Source organism: Erysipelatoclostridium sp. MSK.7.34 (genome assembly GCF_019041935.1).
GTDB lineage: Bacteria > Bacillota_I > Bacilli_A > Erysipelotrichales > Coprobacillaceae > Thomasclavelia > Thomasclavelia ramosa.
This window is the reverse complement of the sequence record NZ_JAHPYJ010000002.1, coordinates 18,872-41,532: the sequence shown is the minus strand read 5'-3', so window position 1 is coordinate 41,532 and position 22,661 is coordinate 18,872. Positions and strand designations below refer to the sequence as shown.

20 protein-coding genes are annotated in these 22,661 nt (G+C 31.2%); 15 read left to right on the top strand and 5 right to left on the bottom strand.

Annotation, left to right across the window (positions count from 1 at the left end):
• The first annotated feature begins 14 nt into the window (after positions 1 to 14).
• The 4 genes from KTF99_RS01700 to KTF99_RS01685 all read left to right on the top strand — a co-directional run bounded on the left by KTF99_RS01700 (position 15) and on the right by KTF99_RS01685 (position 4,278).
• A complete protein-coding gene (locus KTF99_RS01700; protein ID WP_217215417.1) occupies positions 15 to 791 on the top strand; it encodes a BsaA family SipW-dependent biofilm matrix protein in 777 nt (258 codons plus the stop codon).
• Between the two features lie 22 nt (positions 792 to 813).
• On the top strand, positions 814 to 1,527 hold the full coding sequence (locus KTF99_RS01695; RefSeq protein ID WP_003538491.1) for a BsaA family SipW-dependent biofilm matrix protein: 714 nt from the start codon (positions 814 to 816) through the stop codon (positions 1,525 to 1,527).
• Between the two features lie 151 nt (positions 1,528 to 1,678).
• Positions 1,679 to 2,701: a hypothetical protein gene (locus KTF99_RS01690; protein WP_003538484.1), complete on the top strand. Its 1,023-nt coding sequence runs from the start codon at positions 1,679 to 1,681 to the stop codon at positions 2,699 to 2,701.
• A 101-nt stretch (positions 2,702 to 2,802) separates the two neighbouring features.
• Positions 2,803 to 4,278, top strand: coding sequence for a bifunctional ADP-dependent NAD(P)H-hydrate dehydratase/NAD(P)H-hydrate epimerase (locus KTF99_RS01685; RefSeq protein WP_009008798.1), 1,476 nt, complete (start codon positions 2,803 to 2,805; stop codon positions 4,276 to 4,278).
• A gap of 252 nt (positions 4,279 to 4,530) precedes the next feature.
• On the opposite strand, the gene KTF99_RS16990 is transcribed toward KTF99_RS01685, so the two are convergent.
• The 3 genes from KTF99_RS16990 to pgeF form a co-directional block, all read right to left on the bottom strand.
• Positions 4,531 to 7,494 (bottom strand): bifunctional diguanylate cyclase/phosphodiesterase, encoded by a 2,964-nt coding sequence (locus KTF99_RS16990; RefSeq protein WP_254210082.1) that lies wholly within the window; start codon positions 7,492 to 7,494, stop codon positions 4,531 to 4,533.
• An 8-nt stretch (positions 7,495 to 7,502) separates the two neighbouring features.
• The gene (locus KTF99_RS16985; protein ID WP_254210081.1) at positions 7,503 to 10,097 is read right to left on the bottom strand and encodes a PAS domain-containing protein; all 2,595 of its coding nucleotides are present in this window, start codon (positions 10,095 to 10,097) and stop codon (positions 7,503 to 7,505) included.
• Positions 10,098 to 10,434: 337 nt separating this feature from the next.
• The gene (gene pgeF / locus KTF99_RS01675) at positions 10,435 to 11,181 is read right to left on the bottom strand and encodes a peptidoglycan editing factor PgeF (protein WP_003538479.1); all 747 of its coding nucleotides are present in this window, start codon (positions 11,179 to 11,181) and stop codon (positions 10,435 to 10,437) included.
• A 74-nt stretch (positions 11,182 to 11,255) separates the two neighbouring features.
• Between pgeF and KTF99_RS01670 the strand changes: the two genes are divergently transcribed.
• On the top strand, positions 11,256 to 11,648 hold the full coding sequence (locus KTF99_RS01670) for a hypothetical protein (protein ID WP_009008800.1): 393 nt from the start codon (positions 11,256 to 11,258) through the stop codon (positions 11,646 to 11,648).
• 21 nt (positions 11,649 to 11,669) lie between these two features.
• Here the strand turns inward: KTF99_RS01670 and KTF99_RS01665 are convergent, their stop codons facing one another.
• On the bottom strand, positions 11,670 to 13,313 hold the full coding sequence (locus KTF99_RS01665) for an Rqc2 family fibronectin-binding protein (RefSeq protein ID WP_195992672.1): 1,644 nt from the start codon (positions 13,311 to 13,313) through the stop codon (positions 11,670 to 11,672).
• A gap of 123 nt (positions 13,314 to 13,436) precedes the next feature.
• On the opposite strand from KTF99_RS01665, the gene gmk reads away from it, so the two are divergent.
• From gmk to KTF99_RS01645, 4 genes are all read left to right on the top strand, one after another.
• Positions 13,437 to 14,009 (top strand): guanylate kinase, encoded by a 573-nt coding sequence (gmk, locus tag KTF99_RS01660; RefSeq protein WP_003538467.1) that lies wholly within the window; start codon positions 13,437 to 13,439, stop codon positions 14,007 to 14,009.
• Between the two features lie 28 nt (positions 14,010 to 14,037).
• A complete protein-coding gene (locus KTF99_RS01655) occupies positions 14,038 to 14,448 on the top strand; it encodes a hypothetical protein (protein ID WP_003538465.1) in 411 nt (136 codons plus the stop codon).
• 125 nt (positions 14,449 to 14,573) lie between these two features.
• Positions 14,574 to 14,990 (top strand): YjdF family protein, encoded by a 417-nt coding sequence (locus KTF99_RS01650; protein ID WP_003538462.1) that lies wholly within the window; start codon positions 14,574 to 14,576, stop codon positions 14,988 to 14,990.
• 49 nt (positions 14,991 to 15,039) lie between these two features.
• On the top strand, positions 15,040 to 15,612 hold the full coding sequence (locus KTF99_RS01645) for a YdcF family protein (protein WP_003538461.1): 573 nt from the start codon (positions 15,040 to 15,042) through the stop codon (positions 15,610 to 15,612).
• Here the strand turns inward: KTF99_RS01645 and KTF99_RS01640 are convergent, their stop codons facing one another.
• Positions 15,613 to 16,434: a DUF4300 family protein gene (locus KTF99_RS01640; RefSeq protein WP_003538459.1), complete on the bottom strand. Its 822-nt coding sequence runs from the start codon at positions 16,432 to 16,434 to the stop codon at positions 15,613 to 15,615.
• A 116-nt stretch (positions 16,435 to 16,550) separates the two neighbouring features.
• Here KTF99_RS01640 and KTF99_RS01635 point away from each other — a divergent pair, with 116 nt between their 5' ends.
• From KTF99_RS01635 to KTF99_RS01615, 6 genes are all read left to right on the top strand, one after another.
• Positions 16,551 to 17,069, top strand: a complete 519-nt coding sequence (locus tag KTF99_RS01635; RefSeq protein ID WP_008792074.1) for a nitroreductase family protein — start codon at positions 16,551 to 16,553, stop codon at positions 17,067 to 17,069.
• A 40-nt stretch (positions 17,070 to 17,109) separates the two neighbouring features.
• Positions 17,110 to 17,235 (top strand): hypothetical protein, encoded by a 126-nt coding sequence (locus tag KTF99_RS17345; RefSeq protein WP_003538456.1) that lies wholly within the window; start codon positions 17,110 to 17,112, stop codon positions 17,233 to 17,235.
• 194 nt (positions 17,236 to 17,429) lie between these two features.
• Positions 17,430 to 19,628 carry a replication restart helicase PriA gene (gene priA, locus KTF99_RS01630; protein ID WP_020994633.1) on the top strand — a complete coding sequence of 733 codons (2,199 nt, stop codon included), beginning with the start codon at positions 17,430 to 17,432 and terminating at the stop codon, positions 19,626 to 19,628.
• A gap of 12 nt (positions 19,629 to 19,640) precedes the next feature.
• Positions 19,641 to 20,894 (top strand): 16S rRNA (cytosine(967)-C(5))-methyltransferase RsmB, encoded by a 1,254-nt coding sequence (gene rsmB, locus KTF99_RS01625; protein WP_029481638.1) that lies wholly within the window; start codon positions 19,641 to 19,643, stop codon positions 20,892 to 20,894.
• A gap of 1 nt (position 20,895) precedes the next feature.
• Positions 20,896 to 21,924, top strand: coding sequence for a 23S rRNA (adenine(2503)-C(2))-methyltransferase RlmN (gene rlmN, locus KTF99_RS01620; protein WP_029481636.1), 1,029 nt, complete (start codon positions 20,896 to 20,898; stop codon positions 21,922 to 21,924).
• Positions 21,924 to 22,661, top strand: a complete 738-nt coding sequence (locus tag KTF99_RS01615) for a Stp1/IreP family PP2C-type Ser/Thr phosphatase (protein ID WP_003538450.1) — start codon at positions 21,924 to 21,926, stop codon at positions 22,659 to 22,661. The genes rlmN and KTF99_RS01615 overlap by 1 nt, the downstream gene beginning before the upstream one ends.

Below are 22,661 nucleotides of genomic sequence, written 5' to 3'. Positions count from 1 at the left end.
AGTGAGTGATAGAAATGAAAAATAAGAAAAGCCTATCTGCCCTTATTTCATTAGCTGCAATTGTATTGGTTGTAGGTACATTGGCTTACTTTTCTAGAGACTTAACTGTTGAAAATAGACTTAAGACGGCAAAGTATGATACAACGATCGAAGAAGAATTTATTCCAACTGATAAGTGGGCACCAGGTGTTGAAATTAATAAAAAAGTTACAGTTAAAAATACTGGAAACGTTGATATTGTGGTAAGAGCAAAATTAACTGAGCTATGGAAACGTAGTGAAAATCTGATGGATCCTAATGATCCAGATAAAATCTTGAGCGAGGAAGGTGAAATTTTACCAAATTCATTCGTTGATGAAAACGGCATTTCACATGATGCGGCAATTAAAAATTTTGTTCAAAATATGGTTTATGAATATGAAGATGTTAAAGATAATCTAGCAGATTATCATAATAAATGGATTCATTATGGTGATTATTACTACTATTTAGGTGTAATTGGTGAAGATGAAGCATCAAATGGATTATTAAATAGTGTGAAGATGAATCCGTTATTAGATGCAACAGTTAGCGGCAGTCATACAGTCGTTGAAGCAGATGAACAAGGGACTACAACTGTAACTAAAAAATATCAATACGGAAAATATGGATATGATAGCGCAGATTATACTTTGACAGTTGAAGCGCGGACAGTCCAAGCTTCAAAAGCAGCAATTAGGGATGCGTTTGGTGAGAATGTGATGGCTGTGTATTTAGCCGATCATTTTGCTACGATTGCTGAACAACAATAAAGAAAAGGAAAGGTGAAGAAGAATGAAAAATAAAAAAAGTTTAGGTGGAATATTATTATTAGCATTAACAGTAGGAGTAGTTGGGTCGTTAGCGTATTTTAGTCAGGAATTGACAAAAACAAATGAATTTAAAACAGCAAAATATGATACTACAATTGAAGAAGAATTTACTCCACCAACTGATTGGTTACCAGGAGTTGAAGTAAATAAAGATGTAACAGTAAAAAACAGTGGTAATGTTGATGTAGTTGTTAAAGCAACATTAACAGAGTCATGGACCCGCGGTGATGAAACTTTAAGCAATACATTTACTGATGAAAATGGTTTAACACAAAATGCGGCTTTATTGGCATTGCCAAATGTTGTGAAATATACTGATGATATAGAGTTGGCGGCACAAGCAGGTAAATGGGTTGAATATGAAGGAACTTATTATTATATGGGAGCAATCAAAGGCGGTAATAGTTCAGCTTTATTATTAGATAACGTTACTTTAAATCCACTATTAGATGTAACTGATAAGAGTGTTACTACGGTTGTAACAACTGATGAAAATGGAACAAAAAAAGAAATTACAACTACCGAAAAAGGTAAGTACGGATATGATGATGCTAATTATAAATTAACAGTAACTGCAAATACGATTCAAGCAACAGCTTCAGCTATTAAAACTTGGGGAAGTAATCCAGTTGTAGATTACATTGTTGCTAATTATGCAACAATTGCTGAAAAATAAGATATAAATATAGAAAGAACGAACTGTACCCCTCACTTCAGTTCGTTTTTTCAATTATATAATGAGTAACAAAAAGATTATAGGATTAATGTTTCTATAATCTTTTTGTATTCTTTGATTGTTGGGTATATAATTATCTTGGGGTGGGAAGATGAAATTGTTTAAAAGATTATTAAAGTATTTTAGTAGACTAGAAAAAGAGGAAATTATAGATCTTACGCCAATTGTTGAAGATAAATATAATGAAGTGGCGATAGGAAATCTAGTATGGGCTTTGATGCCGTTAAGTAATGATGAGTTAGAACGTATAGAAGAAAGTCATCGAATTAGGCCCTATTTGGTCGTTGCTAAGGACGAAAATTATTTTTATGGGTATTATTGTTCTACAAAACAAAAGTCCCGTTATTTAGCTACATTTAAGCTTGATAAGAATATATATGACCATCGTAAAAATACATATGTCTATTTAACAAACACTTATAAGATTCCGCGAACTAATTTTCGAGATATTTACAATCGGATTGGAATTAATAACTTAATAATGATTGAGCGAAAACTGATTGTTAATTCACGCTACCTAGAGGGATTGATTCATTTTGATGTTCCGATTATTTATTGCGTTGGTGATATTATTAGAGTGGGTGATCAATTATATTATATTTATCAAACAGATAATTCAAACTTATATGTTAATAAGACTAAGTTTGTTCGTGAAGCAGCATTACGATATGAATTTGATTACAGTGAAACGATTATATTTGATTGTAAAAAATCTTATGAGCTGGTTAATATGCTATCACCAAAACATATTGAAATAGTATATGAAAATAAACGAAAATATAAGCATGAACAAAAAAGAAAGCAAGTTAAGCAGTATAAAAATGTTTTTAATTATCCTCGCGGAAGTGTTTTTGAGGATTGTAATGGTGATAAGATAATTTATTTATATAGCCGTTCTAATCATCATTATGGAATCAATACAAAAATCAATGAATTTTTTCCATATATATGTGATATTCAAAATATTGAAAAAGCGAATATTATCGGTACTATTAATGATGGAAAAATGATGATCATGCTGGAACGTCTGTTAGACCAAAATATTAATCCACATAATATTGTTACAATGATTTATCAAGAGATAATGGATGAGCGTCCTAGAAGCAGAGTGTAGAAATCTGCTTTTTTTATTTTTTTTGCTTCTAAGTAGGTTTTTATGAATAATTGCTTTATAATATAAACATAAGATTTTATAGAGAAAGTAATGGTGATAATATGTATGTTGCAACAAGTAGACAAATGAAGGCTTACGATCAGGCTTTATTAAATGAGGGATATTCAATCGAAGAACTAGTGGATAAAGCTAGTAATGCCATTTTACCGCATTGTTTGGGTTATAATAATATCGTGATTGTTTGTGGACCGGGAAATAATGGAGCTGATGGTTTAAGTTTAGGGATTAAACTACATATTCGAGCACGAAATGTGAAGTTATACTGTTTTGGGAACCCTAATAAATTTTCTCAAGCAAATAATTTTTATATTGAGCAAGCGCAAGAGATGGAAGTTCCAATTACTTTTATGGATGAAGAAGATATATCTTTATTTATAAGTGATGCACAAAAAGCAGATGTGGTAATTGATGCAATGTTTGGTTTCGGATTAAATGGTGAAGTTCGTGGAGTAGCTAGGATATTAATTGAAGAAATTAATAATTTATATGATATAGACATCATCGCAATTGATATTCCAACTGGATTAAATCCTGATACAGGAATACCTTATGGTAATGTGATTTGTGCTAGTAAGACAATTACTTTAACAGCAATCAAACAGGCTTTTTTAAATGAAGAGTGTCATATGTATACAGGAGAGATTGCAGTTGAAATATTGGATGCTAAAGATTTACGTCAGGAGCAGGGGCTTGCTAAATTGGTTAGTCCATCATGGATCAAATATCATTTAAAACCGCGTGCTTATTATGGACATAAAGGAATCTATGGCAAGATTTTACATTTAACTGGATGTGATTACTATCGAGGAGCTGCTTTATTAGCGTCAAAAGCCTCGGTTTATAGTGGAAGTGGTGTTGTATGTGTTTGTTCAAGTGAAAAAGTAATTGATGCGCTAGCAACAGTTACTCCTGAATGTACTTCTAAACTTCGTAATAGTAAACTGGAACAAGAACTTTTTTATGACCGTGATGCAATTTTGATTGGTTCAGGTTTAGGGTTAAATGAACAAAGCGAGCAGTATGTAATTGATACTTTACAATATGCCAATTGTCCAATCGTAATTGATGCTGATGGTTTGACGATTGCAGCTAAACATTTAGATTTATTAAAAGAGTGCCCCGTTCCTATTATCTTAACACCTCATTTTGGTGAATTTAAGCGTTTGTGTGCTTATGATGATGAATTAGATATGATTGATAAAGTTGGTGGTTTTGCTCGAAAATATGGTGTTACTGTTGTTTTAAAGGGTCCTAACACATTAATTACAGATGGTCGAGAGACATATCGTAATATTACAGCTAATAAGGCGATGGCTACGGCTGGAATGGGAGATGTTTTAGCTGGGATGATCGTTAGTTTTGTTGGACAAGGCTATACACCTAAAAATGCAGCTATTTTAGGAACTTATCTACATGGCAGCTGTGGGGATGTAATAGGGGATAATTCTTATACAGTATTACCTAGTAAATTAATTGATTTGATTCCACAAGTAATGCATGAAATTATCAATGAATAATTAGAACTTGAAATCTAAATTTAATTTTAATAGATTTAAAAATATATGTGAAAAAGTCATCAATAGTGATGACTTTTATAATTAGTATTTAAGCAAGATAAAAGAATGTATTAAAATCAATAAAATAGAAATTTTTTGATACAGGGTATTTAACTATGATGCATTTATAAAAAAAGATAATCACGTAAATTAGTTTTATGCTCATCTGCTTTAGAACTAAAAAACTATCTTAGGATTATCTTTGTTTTAGTGTCAATGGGGGTTAGTGATGCCAGAAATCTTTTTGAAATCATCTTCAGATAAAGGCTTATTAAGATAATAGCCTTGAATAACATCACAAGATAAATCTTTTAACACTTTTAGCTGTTCTTTAGTTTCTACTCCTTCAGCGACACAAGTTATATCTAATTGTTGACACGTATTAATGATATTTTTGATTACTAATTTAGCACGGTGATCATGATAAATATCGCTTACGATCTTTCGATCAAGTTTAAGTGAGCTTAAGTGCAGCGAGTATAGTATATAAATATTGCTATATTCAGCACCGAAGTCATCTAAAGCAATTTTATATCCTTCAGCTAAAAATTGATTAACAATATTTTTTAAACTAGCAGAATCAATTGATCCAATGGATTCAGTAACTTCTATTTCAATTAATTCTTTAGGAATATTATAGCTTTCAACGATTTTATTAGTTTCTTCTAAAATACCAGGTTCTAAAATAGTTGCTCGAGAATAATTTATTGAAATTGGGAAAGGCTTCCAAGTAGTTTTTAACCAGTTACTGAGAATTCGGCAGACATCTTTTAGAATAAATAAATCTATATGTCTAATTAATCCTGCTCTTTCTATTTCTGGAAGAAAACGCCCTGGTGGAATAATTCCTTTTTGAGGATCGTTGTATCTGATCAATGCTTCAGCACCACAAATTTGATTAGTTTTAGTATGAGCCTTAGGTTGTAAAAAGGTTAAAAATTTTCCATTTACAAAAGCAGTATTTAAACGCTCTAATATTTTTGCTATCGACTGATCAGATTTAGCTAACTTAGAGTGTATTTTTTTATTTACAGCATGTCTTGTTTTTTCCTCTAATTGCTCTTGCATTGTTTCTAACACAAGTGAATTCTTTTCCCAAACTTTTTCACAAATGATCCATTGATCATAAAATTCAATTAGCTCTTGGTAAAAAGTATCATATATATGAATGAAGTTTTCATACGTAATATCTGGACAAAGCACTATAAAATGGGCATTACTGATCCGATAACATGATTTTTTATCAAAAAATTTAGTAATTGTTTGTGCGATGAACTGTAAGATTTCATCACCTTGGACGATGCCATACCGCTGATTATATTTTTTTAGATTAATGATAGTTATTTCAATCATTCCAAAAGTAGAATAAATATCAGTATTTATATTTCTTATAGTCTTAATATAAGAATCGTAGTTAGATAAACCGGTTTTTTGATCATGAGTAAGGGCATAAGTATATTTAGTCTGCAAATTATAAATAGTGGTAATTTTACAAATAACATCAGCAATCACCTCAATAGATTTTGAAGCGTTAATATGTTGTTTAACAGTTTCCACGAGCAAGCATGATACAAGCTTGTTTTTGTTATAAATGCCGATAAATAATAATGGTAGTGGTACATCCTTTTCAAAATATAGTTCTGTAATATTTTTATAACAAAAATGGTTTTTATCTAATATTACAAAGTATTTTTGTGGTGCGACAGCACTAACAATATTTTCAAAGTGTTCCTTACTGAAATGAGTATTTTTAATATTAGAGATTTGATTATTATAATTCCACTTTGAAGTCAGAGAAAATTTTTGTTGATTATCGCTTTGATGAAATAAGAGAACATTTTGGGCATTAAAGAATGTTCCTAATTGTCTAAGAATATTATCAAAAGCATTTTCTCGTTGAATATTTTTATCTATATTTTTCCAGCTTATTTCTAAAAATTGTTGTAAATCTGAATCCTGATTTTCATATGCTAAGTTAAAGGGAATATCCTGCATTTCAATTTTTCTTACAGTATCGCCCTCATAATGAGACAGCTGTTCTTTAACATACATAAGTTTATCGATTTTGGATACAAAACATTCACGCATATTTGTTTGTTCAAAGTCGATTTGTTGAGAACAAAATGGGCACGGTGATTTACGATTATGTAATAATTCATAACATTTTATTGGCTTTTTAACTGGGAAAATACAATTAAATATGATTTGTCCAGTCGGGCTCATCGATAAAATTGTAAAATCATTAGGGTTAATAATCATTTCAATCTTGAAATTAAATTCAACTTTTTCAATTTCTTGATAAGATAGTATCTGGTTTTTTCCGCGTCTTTTAGCTGTATCTAAGGCATGGAGTGCGCATTGATGAATTTGACTATAGCTCATATTTTCTGAAAATAGATAGATTAAACCACCGGTGAGAGTTAACTGGGTCTCAATATCTTGAAAATGATAAATACTAGAAAGCTTTTTTTGAAGTTGTAAGGCTGCTTGATAGATAACTTTTTTTGATTCAGCATTATGATAAAAAATAGAGAATGTATCACCATTGATTCGTGCTGCAATACAGCTGGAAGAAATACTTTTCTTGATCATTTGTCCCATTTGACGAATGATTTGGTCACCGAACAAGAAATTCCCACTGTGATTTATCTGTTTAAAATTATCAATATCTAGCAAAAGAAAAGCATTGACTTTCTTAGGATCATATTCTTTCTTCAGCAATGTTTCAATCATTAGCTGTGAAGTAGACTCATTATATAAGCTACTCATCTCATCAATTTCTGCTTTATTTTGCAATGCTAATTCACGTCTTTTTTGGATATCAATATTTTTGGTATAAATAAATAATATTACATCGTTATTTTGAGGAGAAATAGTTGTTTTCATATTTAAGGATACCCATAATATCATTCCATTTAAATATTTCTGCCTAAATTCAAAAGTTGGAATATCGGTAAAAGTACGGATATAGTCATTAATTTGATTTTTAGAATATTTTTTCTCAAATTTTTTTTGATCATCCTCATTAGCAATAGTCTGTAATAAATATTTATAAATATCATCGTATGTGTAATCAGAGAGCTGTTTTTCATACTGTTCATTGGAATGTAAAGAAATATCTTCGATAAAATCACGAGAAAAATTTAAACGGATGTTTAATATAATATCTTCATTCAAAACTTTCCTTAAACTTTCTTCATTATAGATTCTTGTCTCAATTTTTTTTGTTCTGTAACATCTTCTGATATGCCAATTGCCCATGCTGGTTTTTCATCAATATGCTGGACAATAGTATATGTTATTTTTTCCCAAAGATATTTATCTTTCGCATCTTTTTGTTTGACCCTGATTGTAGCAGAAAGGGGAGCAGCTCCTTTTTCTAAGCGTTGATATAAATTCTTAAGTTCATTAATGCTTTGAGGATGGATCAACCCTTGTGCAATTATGCTTTCTGGGATATTGGCAGTAAGATTTTGATAGCTGCGGATTACTGCAGAATCGGGATTGCCAATTACTTGTTTGTTTTGAATATCAAACTCCCAAATATTTAAGCCGGTTTTAGTTTGTGCAACTTTAAACAACTGCTGTGAGCGATATAACTTATCTTCTAGTTTTTTTCGTTTAGTAATATCCATGACCATTCCAATCATAATAATTGTTTGATCAAGCAGCGAAGTAAAGCTGGCACTAATATGAATCCAGGCAATTGAATTGTCTCGTTTTTTAATTCGATATTCAAGAATAGCTTGTGACTGATTATTTTTAATTAAATCCGTTATTTGGGCTCTTATTCTTGCTTTATCTGATTCATAAATGAGATTTTCAGCACAATCATTTAAATCATGGTGAAATTGCTTTTTGGTATACCCATGTATTCGATAATATCCGTCATTAGCATATAAAATTGGAAAATGTTCAATTAATGCAGCTTTAAAAACTCCGTCAAGGCTATTTTCATTAATGAAACGTAGTTCTTGTTCATTATTCATTTCATGGGAAATATCAACAAAAAAAGACAAAATTAATTTTTGACCATGCCCATCGATAACGTATTTTCCTCTTTCATATACCCAAAGCAAATGGCCTCCGTGGCAAACTATGCGATAACGAATTTCATAAATGTCATTTCTTTCAAGCTGTTGGAAAATTTCTCTTTCAACAAATTGACGATCTTTTTCATAGATAATATTTGAAAATTTTCCATTTGTTATTTGACATAATTCTTCATAAGAATATTGGGTATATTCTAAAATGGCTTGATTAAAGCAATAGAGTGGAAAGCCAGAGTGCGCTTGGACAGCTAGTATTCCTCCCGGGATATTTTTATTTACAAAATCAAGTAAGTCAGTTTTTGTTTTTAAATCATTTTGCTGATCAAATATGTTTACAAAGTAAAAGCTTTTTTGAAAAAGAAAATTATTTTTATTGCTTTGATTTTTCTCATAAATATAATACGAAGTATCTAAATAAGTATCTAAAGAATTTGGCTCTAGAGAAGCTTGTTCTCTATTTTTATCTAAATTACGAATTGTTCCAGCAAATAAATCTGGATTACCATTTTTATCTCTAATCATTTTTCCTTTACAAAGCAAGGGAATCCAACGGTTAGAGGCATCTTTTGCACGATAATAAATTGTATGCTGTTCAGCTCTGCCATCAGCAATTTCTTGATTACTTCTTAAAAATCCTGCTTTATCATCAGGATGAATTTTTTCTCCCCAAAATGCTGCAGCATTATCAAGAATTTGATTTGGCAAACGAAAATCTATCATCATCTGACGTGAGTACATGAATTTACTTGTCTTTAAATTTCCAACAAATAAGTAGTCATCAATTGTTTCTGATAAACTTTCAAAAAGATGATCACGATTATATTCAAATAAAGGAATAGAATTATACTTAGGTTGTGAATTTGTTAGCCTTTTTTTATTCATAAGAATATGATAATCTCGTTTTTGGATATACATTTGTGAATCAGCAATAGATAATACATCAGAAACAGTTAAATTTTCATCTACATGGATATTAGCAATTCCATAACTAAAAGAGGTATCATAATCAATGTTTTCTTTGATTCTTTCTTGATTTAAAGTTAAAAGAATATTATCCATCCAAACTTCTACACCTTTAACAGTAGTATCTAAAAAAACAATTATAAATTCATCACCACTAAGGCGAAAGATAAAGTTTGGCTCTTTCAAACGCTTTTTTATATTTTGGGCAACAAATATTAATAGGCGATCGCCTTCAAGATGTCCATAAGTATCATTAACCCATTTTAAACCGTTCATGTCATATAAAACTACAACAAAGTCTTCGTTAAGATATTCAGCAGTTAATAGTTCTTCAATTCGTTTTTTACCGGCATTTCGATTAAAAATACCTGTTAATTCATCAATTGTTGCTTCTACAGATAACTGTAGTTGTTCAGTAACGTCAATCGAATTTTGGATATGATAAAGTTTGTTATCCCAAAGTTCTAAAGTATCATGATTTAAATATGTTTTTTCTGTTACCGTGTTCTTTTCATACCATACACAAATTTTTTGTGAATTAGATTCTTGAAGTTGTTTGATTTTACAAAACTCACATCTTTTGTTCATTCCAGATTGTAAAATCTGCCAGCATTTCTTTCCTTCGGTGTTAGAGACTTGAAACGTATTTTTCATATAATCGTTCATATATACAATTTCATCAGTTTCAACATCGGTGACATAGATATTAGAGTTAATTTGATCAAGAATCTTCTTGTAGAATGCTGAATTAAAATTTTCATTCATCGACAAAATCACCTCAATTATCGTTTATATATATTACTTTTATTATATCATTCATCGAGAAACATATAAAAAAATTAACAAGTAAAAAGATAAGTTAATGTAGTTAAAATGTGATTTTGTAACTGATTTATAACCAATTTATGTAATTTTATGGAAAATTTAATTACTAAAAAATAAATATTAACAATTAAAGTAGAAAAAACTGATTTAATAAATAAAAAGGGCTATAACGCCTAGAGTGATATGCTTCCTCCTAGGTAGACAAATAAAATAATAAAAACTTGTCATCTAGAAGGGAACATATCAAAGATTGAAAATCTTTATTTGTTATAGTCCTTTAAGCTTGTCTTTTTATGATTGTGATATTTCTGCCACTATCTTTATATTTACGATAGCTATAAAATAACTTGTCATTTTCAACAGTACAATATGGCGAAACAGTAATATTTTTTTTCAATAAACCTAAATTTAATAACATTTGTCGGTTTAGACCTTTGTTATCAAGCAAATAATGTGTAGTATCTGTTTGTTTATAGTACGGAGTAGTATCGAAATCCATTTGTTTAACTAAGTCGATGACATTATCCATTACCTCAAGACAATCTTGGCAGATGCATGGTCCAATATAGGCAAGCATCTCTTTAGGATCACAATGTTCATTTTCAATTAGATGTTTTGTGACTTTTGAAACAATTTGTTTAGTTGTTCCTAGCCAACCAGAATGAATTGCAGCAATTATTTTTGTTTTAGGACAATATAGTAACACTGGGGTACAATCTGCATGAAATGATAATAAAAAGAGATCAGTATCTTTTGTATAAAGAGCATCAGTATTGTTAAAGGCATCATCTTGGCAGTACATACCTCTGCCACCGTCTTTAAGAGATACTTCTTTAAAGTTGGCTGAGTGTGTTTGATGTGGTGCCACCATGTGCTCTAAATCAGTTTTTAAAAGTTTGGCTAATTGTTTACGATTATTGAGAATCAATTGTTTGTCCTCGTTATTATAAGACATATCGCCTAATTCTTTAGTAATTGTATATGCTTCAATGTTTTCAACAGTATTCCATTTGATTAATTTCATAATTTAGACCTTTCTGTGTAATTTGCCTTAGCACCAAATTTAATCGAACATATAGTATATTAAAGGAGGTGGAAATGATGTTTTGTAACTCAGGATGTGGTTGTAACAACAGCTGCGGATGTGGAGGATGTAACAGTGGAATGAACTGCTGCCGTGCTACTCCAATCGTTGCACCAAGAAAAGTTTGTACAAGCTGCTCTAATCAATATGTTGAACAACCAATTATTTGCCCAATCGAATGTCGCCATATTAATAATATCGTTTATTACCCACGTTATTATCCACGTTATGAACGTACTTTCATGACTCAAAGTAATGGAAATCCATTCGCAAGTGCTGCTAACGCTACTCCATTTAACGGAGCAGGTACAGGATTTAACGCAGCTAATAACACAGGTGACTCTGTTATTAATGGAATGTATAACAACGCTAATAACGGAGGAAGCGGATGTGGATGTAACCGCTAAAAAAGATAGATGCCCAGGCATCTATTTTTTTTGTAATTCATCGAGGCAATGTTGATCAGGATCAATATAAATAGTTTTATAATTATCTAAGATTACTTGCCCAGGTTTAGCGCCATGAGGCTTTTTCAATGTTTTTATTAAAGTATAATTGACAGGAACACTACTACTGTTTTTCCCTTTTGAATAATAGGCAGCGATATTACTAGCTAATCGAATCGTATATTCATCTAATTGATCACCTTTAACGACAACATGACTACCAGGCATATCTTTAACATGAAACCAGGTATCATAGCGATGAGCATGTTTAAAAGTTAGATAATCATTTTGAAGGTTATTCTTCCCAATACATATTTCAATACCATCTTTAGTATAATATGTCTCAAAAGAAGGTTTTTTATTTTTACGGATCGTATTAGTTTTCTTTTTCTTTTTTAAATATCCTAGATTTTCTAATTCTTCTTTTATTTCTAGGGCATCATAGTATGAAGCATTATCCATTAGTGTTAAAAGACTGTCAAAATATTCAATTTCTTTTTTGGTTAAATCAATCTGCTCATGCAGAACATTGATTGAATTTTTTGCCTTTTGATACTTGTTATAATATTTTTGAGCATTACTTTTAGGATCAAGTTTTTCATCTAAATCAACCATAATCTTAGAACCATCATAGTAATTATCTAGTTCAATATGACGCATTCCTTTTTTTAATAAATGTAAGTTTGAGTATAAAAGATCGCCAATGATTCGATATTCATCACTATTGTTCGAATCTTCTAGAGTTGATTCTAATTTTGCAAGTTTAGTAACATTTTTTTGATATTCATTATTAATAAATTTCAAAAGATTTGATGTTTGTTGTTTTATACGTTCTTTTTGATCGATTAAATTAAAATGTTTATCCAGACCATCGAATAATGAATAAGACTGTGCCTGCTGATTTAGATGAGTTAATGGAATTAAATGAAAATATTCTTTTTCATCAACTCTACTTATATAAAGGGTATCGCTATTTTTTATTTCATCCATAATCTCTTTAAAATCTATACCATTATCATGACGATAAAGAATTTCTTTAGATAGGATTGGAGACATCCCTTGATATATTTTTGTTAGATTATTGTTTTCAATAAAATCACTAGTGAAAGGATCAACTTTATTTTGATTCATTGGTGGCAATTGGTACATTGCCCCTGGTTGTACAAAACGTTCACTATTAATGTTAGGGGTAATTCGTTTTAAACAATCAAGAATTTTTTTATCTTGATTGCAAAGAATAATATTAGAATGTTTACCCATAATTTCAATATAACAATGGTATTCAACGTAATCACCAAATTCGTTATGACAGCCAAAAAGAAAATGACAAATTCGATCTAATTCGATTTGTTCAATTTTTTTGATATAACCACCCTCAAGATGTTTACGAAATAACATTGTTAAAGGATTCGGACTTTCCGGAGTAGGATAGTCTAAATTAGTCAGCTGAATTCTTGCGTACATTGGATGGCAGGAGAGCAGCAGCTTGTAATTAGTTCGATTATTACGAACTTGAATCAATAATTCATATTTTGAGATTTGGTAGATTTTGTTGATTCTACCACCAGTTATTGTTTTGTTTAAGTCATCAATTACTTGATGCATCATTATTCCATCATATGCCATTTTTTATCACCGTTGTAAGTATAACATAGATTAAAAATAATTGACATTATATAGTTTGAAAACAATTGACAATATAAGACGTATTTTGTATGATGAACTTATCAAAAAAAAGGGGTGTAGACAGTGCAAAAAGGAATGTTGATAATTCTTAGTGGGCCTAGTGGCGTTGGTAAAGGAACAGTAAGAGAAGAATTATTCAAAGACGATAGTTTAAATCTTGCTTATTCGATTTCGATGACAACAAGAAAACCACGTCCAAATGAAAGAGATGGAATTGATTATTTTTTTGTTGAAGAAGAAGAATTTAAAAGTAAAATTGAAGAAGGAAAGTTATTAGAGTGGGCGCAGTTTGTCGGTAATTATTACGGAACACCCAAAGATTACGTTGATCAATTATTAAATGAAGGTAAAAATGTTGTTTTAGAAATTGAAGTTCAAGGGGCCCTTCAAGTAATGGAAAAATGTCCAGATGCAACAACAATCTTTTTAGTACCACCTAGCTTAGAAGAACTCGAACGACGAATTCGTGGACGTCGTACAGAGGAAGAAGAGATTGTCCAACAACGTTTATCAAAAGCAAGAAAAGAAATTGCGACTAAAGATGAATATAAATATGTAGTGGAAAATGATGACGTTATGGCAGCAAAAGATAAAATTGCTGAAATTATAAAAAATCATCAAACAAATCAGGGGTAAATATCCCTGATTTTTAGTAGGAGGAAAAATGGAAAAGTTTAAAGAGTATTTTAAGGTGTTTGCGTATATTTTTTATCCAGGAATGGTTTTAATTTTATATTTGGCACAAGGGTTAGAAGGTAAATTAGGGCTTGATTTAATTTTTTGCCCAACCGACATTATTGTGTTATTAGCTATTTTGGGAATATACATGTTGTTAGATGCATTTAAAGTATTTGATGCTAAAGTGTTTGATTTTATGAAAAAAAATGATGGACGGCTAAAAGTGCCATTTTTACTAGCTTTTTTATTAATTATTGCAGTTTTGATGGGACTATATGATGATTTAAAAGTATATTTTTATTTGAATAATGATGTAAGTATTAATTTATTTATTATAATCGCATTAGGTTTAGGGTTAGCAGGAATAGCTTTCCTCTTAAATAAATCTGAAAAATAAGTTATAATATGGTTGCTAAGATAAAAACACGAACTTGTTGGTAGTCAAGTTGTGCATTTTGCATCAGTAACCTGCCCTCCTGAGGTTGTCCGTTCTTAGAAGTAAATTTCAAGGAGGATAGCGATATGTTGGATGTTGGTTTGGAATTAAATGTTTTATTTGATGATCCGTTTTGGATTGGAGTATTTTATTTAACAAATGGAGATAAGTGTTACGTTGAACGAGTTGTGTTCGGTCAAGAGCCAAGTGATGGTGAGATATATGTTTATTTTTTAAATAATTACCATAAACTTAATTTTGTTGCTGAGTTCAAAGCGAAACATAAAGATAAACCAAAAAATCCTAAGCGATTACAACGGATGATTAGAAAACAATCTATGAACTTACAAACAGGTACTAAATCGATGCAAGCGTTGAAACGACAATATGAGCAAAATAAGGCAAAGAATAAAATTATTCGTCGTGAGCAGCGAACGGCTGAAAAAGAGCATCTATTTGTATTGAAACAGCAAAAACGTAAAGCGAAACATCGGGGCCATTAGGCCCTTTTGTTACAATTTCCCGGGAAATGTAAAATAATGAGGTAATAAAATGGTCAAACGAGTAATAATTGGATTTGGAATATTGAATCTACTAGCATTTTTATTAGTATTTAAAAAACCATATAAAAAACAGCGTTATAAAAAATATGATTGTGCGATTATTTGTGGTTATCCCGCTAATATCGATGGTGAGCCATCAACAATTATGAAATCACGGGTTGAAATGGGTGTTACTTTATATAAAAAAGATAAGATTAAATTTTTAATCTTATCTGGTGGGGCAGTTAAAAATGAATATCAGGAAGCGAAAATAATGGCTTCATATGCAATTAGTTTAGGGGTAAAAAAAGAAGATATCCTTATCGAGGGACAATCTCGAAGTACATATCATAATTTGATGTATAGCCGCGATATAATGCAGATAAATGGATTGAAAAATGCTCTAGTTGTTACAAACAGCTGGCATTTACGAAAGGCAGATCATTATGCTCGGAAATTCAAATTAGATTATGCCATGGTCAGTGCTTCAGCACCGAAATCATACTGTTGGATTAAAGTCGTGGTTCTGCATCTAGGAACTAATATAAAAATGTATTACAATTTATTCAAAGGATATTATTAATTATTTATTCAGATATTTATTATTTTCAAAAACGAGTGGCAAACCGTCATTTTCATCTCCTTTGAGATCGTTTCGAGTTAATAAATACGTTTTTAATTCACTTCGGCTATTAAATTTTGTCACCTGATAAGGATAAAAACAACCGTATTTTTCAATAAAATATAAACCATCATTGCTATCAATTAAAACACCACAGTGGCTAACAAAGCGACGGTTATCTGCGGAAGAGTGAAGCCACAAGGTAATCAATGATGCTTTTTGGTTTTGTTTTACGCTAAAGTCACGATCACTAAATGTTTTTTCAATTTGATTGATATGAGAAATTTCATTATTTTTTATGCCGGTAACAGAAATGCTGTTAAAAGTAGTAATGAATTTTAAACGATCTTCTTGGCTCATTGAATACTGATCAATAGTATCAATTAAATTTAAATTAAACATAATATATGAGTCATCTGCGTGACCGCTATTATTAGTATAAATTAGGTTTTTTATTAAGATAAATGAAGGAATTAGTGAATTAGAATCGTTTTGATCACTTATTTCAACTGGGCTATTATATTTAAAATATTGGTAATCTGGTTGTTCTCTTTCTAAAGTTTCAAAATCACCAATTAAGGGTGTAGCGTGCTGATTAAAGGTATTAACATAGGAAAAGAATTGTTTAATATTCTCTTTGGGGAGGTCAGCTTCATTTAAAATATTAGTAAGTTTATTTTGACTGGCTTGATTACCAAGATTGCTATATAAAATTGGCTTGTCTTTAGAGCATCCTGTTATCATAAGCAGGCATAGTAAAATTATTGATAGTTTTTTACACATAAACAGCCCTCCTTTTATCTAAATTATATAGAGTATTTTTCTTAAAAACAATTATCTATATCTTAATATTCATTAAGTCTGTGATATAATATCCTTATAAAAAGGGGGATAGTATAATGAATGAAACAATCAATAATTTAATTACACGTCGAAGTGTTCGAAGCTTCCAAAAAGAGCAAATTAGCGAAGAACAATTGAATGAAATTTTGACGGCTGGAACATATGCAGCCTCAGGAATGGGACGCCAATCTGCAATTATGGTAGTTATTCAAAATCCTGAGATAATTAAGCGGCTATCAAAATTGAATGCGGCAATAATGGATAGTGAAAACGATCCTTTTTATGGAGCGCCAACAGTGGTAGTCGTTTTAGGGGATTCAACGATTGGAACATATTTAGAAGATGGTGCGTTAGTAATGGGGAATCTTTTAAATGCAGCCAATGCAGTTGGCGTAGATTCTTGCTGGATTCATCGTGCCAAAGAAGTTTTTATGAGTACTGAGGGAAAAGAATTGTTAAAGCAGTGGGGCATTGATGAAAAGTATGTAGGAATCGGTAATTGTATTTTAGGTTATGGTAAAGAACCGAAACCAGAAGCTAAACCGCGAAAAGATAATTATATTTATCGTGTCTAGGAATCGCAAAGATTCCTTTTTTTAAAAGAGAGTGAATGCAATGAAGTATGTATTAACTCATGCAACTGTTTTTGATGGTTATCATGATTATGTGTTGAAACATGATCTTAATATCTATCTTGATGAATCATCAATAAAAGCTTTTAGTGTCATCAGGCTAGTTTAATTTGCACTTTATTACCAGCGGTGTTACTCGCTAATTTTTCGCTAGAACAGATGTTTGTGGTAAGATGATAGATCATCCAAAAATAAAAAACGTGGGAGAGCAATTAAATACTTTGCTATAAAGATATAAGAGTTAATCGACTCTTTTATTTTATCTTGTAGATGTGGTAGAATAGAAACAAATTGGAGATGATGATGGTGTATATTGTACAAGTATTAGTAGAACATCCAACCCATGCTCTTGACACTACTTTTGATTATTTAGCAAATACTGAAATTGCTAGTGGGGTTAGAGTGACAATTGCGTTTGGATATCAACGAATAATCGGATATGTAACGGGATGTCGTTATAGCAATTCAACAAAAGAGGAATTAGAAACAGCAGCAGGATTTAAATATCGCTATATTAGTGAAGTTATTGATGAGCGCCCCTTATTAAATCAAGAATTACAAGAGCTGTCTTTGACATTAGCAAAATTAACTTTGTCGCCACGAATTAGCTGTCTTCAAGCAATGTTGCCACCTCAATTAAAACCAAGTACAAATAAAAGTGTTGGAATTAAGTATCAAAAAGTAATTAAAGTTATTAATGAAGATGCTACTCTTAAAACTGTTAAACAACAAGAAGCGTATCAATATTTAAAAACACATCCCGACACGCCACTAAAAGCATTTCCTTATAGCCGTGGACTGCTTGACAAGTTAATTGAACAGAGGGTAACGGTAATAATCGAACAGGAATTATATCGTGACCCTTATTTAGATGATCAAAAAGAGGAACATGAGTTTTCTTTAACTGTTGATCAACAAAAAGTAGTCAATGGAATCATGAGCAAAATTGATACTTATCATACTGCTTTAATTCATGGTGTGACTGGTTCTGGAAAAACCGAAGTGTATCTACATTTATCTAAATATGTGATTAGAAATAATAAAACTGTCTTAATGTTAGTACCGGAGATTTCTTTAACACCGATGATGGTCAATGCTTTTAAACACAAATTTGGGAAAGAGGTAGCAATTTTACATTCAAAATTATCTGCTGGTGAGCGTTATGATGAGTATCGGCGAATTTTGAATAGTGAAGTTAAGATCGTTGTTGGTGCTCGAAGTGCGGTATTTGCGCCTTTGGAAAAAATAGGATTGATTATTTTAGATGAAGAACATGATCCTAGTTATAAACAGGAAAGCAAGCCACGGTATCAAACGACTCAGATTGCTCGAATTCGGGGGCAATACCATAACTGTCCCGTTATTCTTGGTAGTGCTACACCGTCACTAGAATCTTATAGTCGAGGACAAAAAGGAATTTATGATCTATACGAGCTACCAAAGCGGATCAATCAGTTTCCCTTACCAAAGATTGAATTGATCGATATGGCTGATGAAATTAGAAATAAAAATTATTCACTTTTTTCAAAAGCGATGAAGGAACAAATTCAAACCTGCCTGGATCATGATGAACAAGTAATTCTTCTATTAAATAAACGTGGTTATGCAACATATGTTCGTTGCCTTGATTGTGGTGAAGTAATTAAATGTCCTCATTGTGATGTAACCTTAACATATCATAAGGCGGATCACAAATTACGTTGTCATTATTGTGAACATCAAATTGAAATGCCGCGTCTTTGTCCACATTGTTCAAGTGAACGATTAAAATTAGTTGGAGCAGGAACACAAAAAGTAGAGGAACAGCTGGAGACTATATTTGATGGTGCAAAAGTGATTCGTTATGACGTTGATACAACTAAACAAAAGGATGGGCATCAAAAATTATTAGATAAGTTTGCTCGCAAAGAGGGTAATATTCTATTAGGAACACAGATGATAGCAAAAGGATTAGATTTTGAAAATGTTACTTTTGTTGGTGTTTTAAATGCTGATATAAGTTTAAATATCCCTGATTTTCGTGCTAATGAGCGAACTTTTCAACTGCTTGAACAGGTTTCAGGACGAAGTGGACGTGGTCAAAAAGAAGGTACAGTAATGATTCAGACATACAATCCTGAGCATTTTGTGTTACAATGTGTCAAGAATCACGACTATCTTCGTTTTTATCAGGAAGAAATGAAAACACGAAAATTAGCAGCTTACCCTCCATATGTTCATTTAGTGAGCATTTTAATACAAGGAAAAGATGAAGAAGTTGTTAATCAAAGTGCGGTGCAAATAAAAGAGTATTTACAAAAACAACTTGATAAAATGGCAATTCTTGGTCCGGCAAATAGTTTGATCTATCGGATGCAGGATATTTATCGTAAACGTATTATGATTAAATTTACAAATAGTAAACAATTATATCCAGTATTAGAAAAGATGAGTGATTTTTATAATAAAAAAGGAAATAAAGTTCATGTGGTTTGTGACTTTAATCCATATAATCAAATATAGGAAGGACTATTTATGGCAAGAACGACTGCATTAGATGTATTAATAAAATACCAAAATGAGCAAAGTTATTTAAATATTACTTTAAATGACTATTTAGAAAAAAGCTTATTATCTAGAAATGATAAAGATTTGGCTACACGAATTGTATATGGAACGATTCAAAATAAGTTATATCTTGAATATCAATTGGCGCCATATATTCAAGGGAAAAAAATTAAAAATCGTGAGAAAATGATTTTATTGATGTCATTGTATCAATTAATTTTCTTAGATAAGGTTCCGGATTATGCTGTAATTGATGAAGCTGTCCGTTTAGCAAAGAAACGTGATAATTTTGCGGGGAAATTTGTTAATGCTATTTTAAGAAATTTTTTACGTAATGGAAAATGTGAGATTGATGAGAAGGATGAATTGAAAAGAATTTCTATTGAAACAAGCCATCCCTTATGGATAGTTAAGATGTTAAGTAAACAGTATGATTTAAATATAGCCAAAAAGATTTGTCAGCATGATAATACACCACCAACCAGAGCAGCGAGGGTCAATATTTTAAAGACTACAAAGGCTCAATTATTAACTGATGAAAATTTTGAAGCAGGGAATCTTTCTCCCGATGGACTCTTGTACAGAGCAGGAAATATTGCTAACACTGATTATTTTAAAAACGGGTTAGTCACTATTCAAGACGAGTCAAGTCAGTTGATTGCTCCGTTGCTGGATCCTCAGCCAACGGATCTCGTTCTTGATATGTGTTGTGCTCCAGGAAGTAAAACTACACATTTAGCAGCTATTATGAATAATCATGGTAAAATAATTGCATATGATTTATTTGAACATAAAATCAAGCTAGTTGAAGCTAATCTAAAACGCTTAGGTGTTAATAATGTAGAACTGCATGTTGGGGATGCCACTTTGTTGAAAGAAAAATATTCAGAAGAATCATTTGATAAAATTTTGCTTGATGCACCTTGCAGCGGTTTAGGAGTAATGAAACGTAAACCGGAGATTAAATATCATGATTCTGGTGCAATGGATACAATCATTCCTTTACAAGCAAAATTGTTAGACAATGCCTACTATTTATTGAAGAAAAATGGTAAAATGGTCTATAGTACGTGTACAATCAATAAAAAAGAAAATGAACAAATGATAAAACAATTTCTTGATAAATATCCAGATATGAAGATAATTGAAGAAAAGAAGATTTTACCGTATGTTTATGACAGTGATGGATTTTATATGTGTAAATTAGAAAAAGGAAAATAAGATGAAAAATATTTATGATTATTCACTAGAACAACTAACTGAATATTTTGCTTCAATCAAACAAAAGCCATTCCGTGCTAAACAAGTTTTTAGCTGGCTTTACCAGAAAGATGCTCGTAGTTTTGATGATATGTCGGATTTATCAAAAGATCTACGAAATCAATTGAAAGTAGAATTTTCTTTAGATGTTTTAAAAATTAAAGAAAAACAAGTAGCAAGAGATGGGACAATTAAATATCTGTTCGAATTATTAGATGGAAGTTTGATTGAATCTGTCTTAATGATTCATGACTATGGTAAGTCACTATGTGTAACTAGCCAAATTGGCTGCAACATGAAATGTACATTTTGTGCTAGTGGTTTATTACGCAAACAACGTGATTTAACACCAGGTGAAATTGTTGCACAAATTATTAAAGTACAACAAGATATTGATCAACGAGTTAGTCATGTAGTCGTAATGGGGACGGGTGAACCATTTGATAATTATGATAATGTGATGGAATTTGTACGGATCATTAACCATCCACATGGTCTAGCTATCGGCGCTCGACACATTACTATTTCAACTTGTGGATTGATCAAAGGGATCAAGCAATATAGTGAAGAAGGAATTCAAACTAATTTGGCGATTTCGTTACATGCTGCTAATGATGAAATTCGCGATGAATTGATGCCGATCAATAAGGTGCATCCAATGGATGATTTACGTGAAGCTATCAGTGAATATATTGATAAAACAAATCGGCGTGTTACTTTTGAATATATCATGTTAAAAGGTGTTAATGATGATATTGTTTACGCTCGTCAATTGGCACACTATCTACGTGGATTAAATGCATATGTTAATTTAATACCATATAATAGTGTTGATGAGCATGGTTATCAACCTAGTGATAAAGAAACAGTAGAAATATTTAAAAATGAGCTATTAAGATTACATATTAATGTAACTTTAAGAAAAGAACATGGGCGCGATATTGATGGTGCTTGTGGACAATTAAGGGCTAAAAGAAGTGGGGTGAAATAATGAACTATTATGCATTGACTGATATCGGTAAAGTACGAAATAAAAATCAGGATCAGGCTACTGTTATTGCAAATGTAAAAGATCAAGTTATTGCAATTGTCTGTGATGGTATGGGTGGTCATCGTGCTGGTGAAATTGCTTCTCGGGTGGTGATGGATCAATTTGTTAATTGTTTTGACAGTATCCCCCCATTTGATAATGTTGATGAGTTGAAAAAATGGGTAAATGAAACAATTTATGAAGCTGATGCGATTGTAAAAAGAATGGCTAAGCAAAATGTTGAGCATCATGGTATGGGTACGACAATTGTCGTGGCAATTTTAATGGATAATGTGATATATATTTCTCATGTCGGTGATAGCCGTGCTTATGTTTTGAAAAATGATCAATTAATGCAATTGACTAAAGATCATACTTTAGTTAATGCTTTAGTTGATCGTGGAGCAATCAGTGAAGAAGAAGCTGTTAATCATAGCCAAAAAAATGTTTTGACTCAGGCAATTGGTGCAGATACTGAATTAACCCCATCTTTTATCGAATTAGAATTTGCAGATAGTTTATTGTTGCTTTGCAGTGATGGATTATATAATTGCTTAAATGATGAAATAATTAAAGAAATTTTAAAAAAGAATATAAAAGTATCTCAAAAAGTTACTGAATTAATTGATCGAGCTAATGAAAATGGTGGACGTGATAATATCGGAGTAGCTATCATTGATAATCGGGAGGAAAAATAG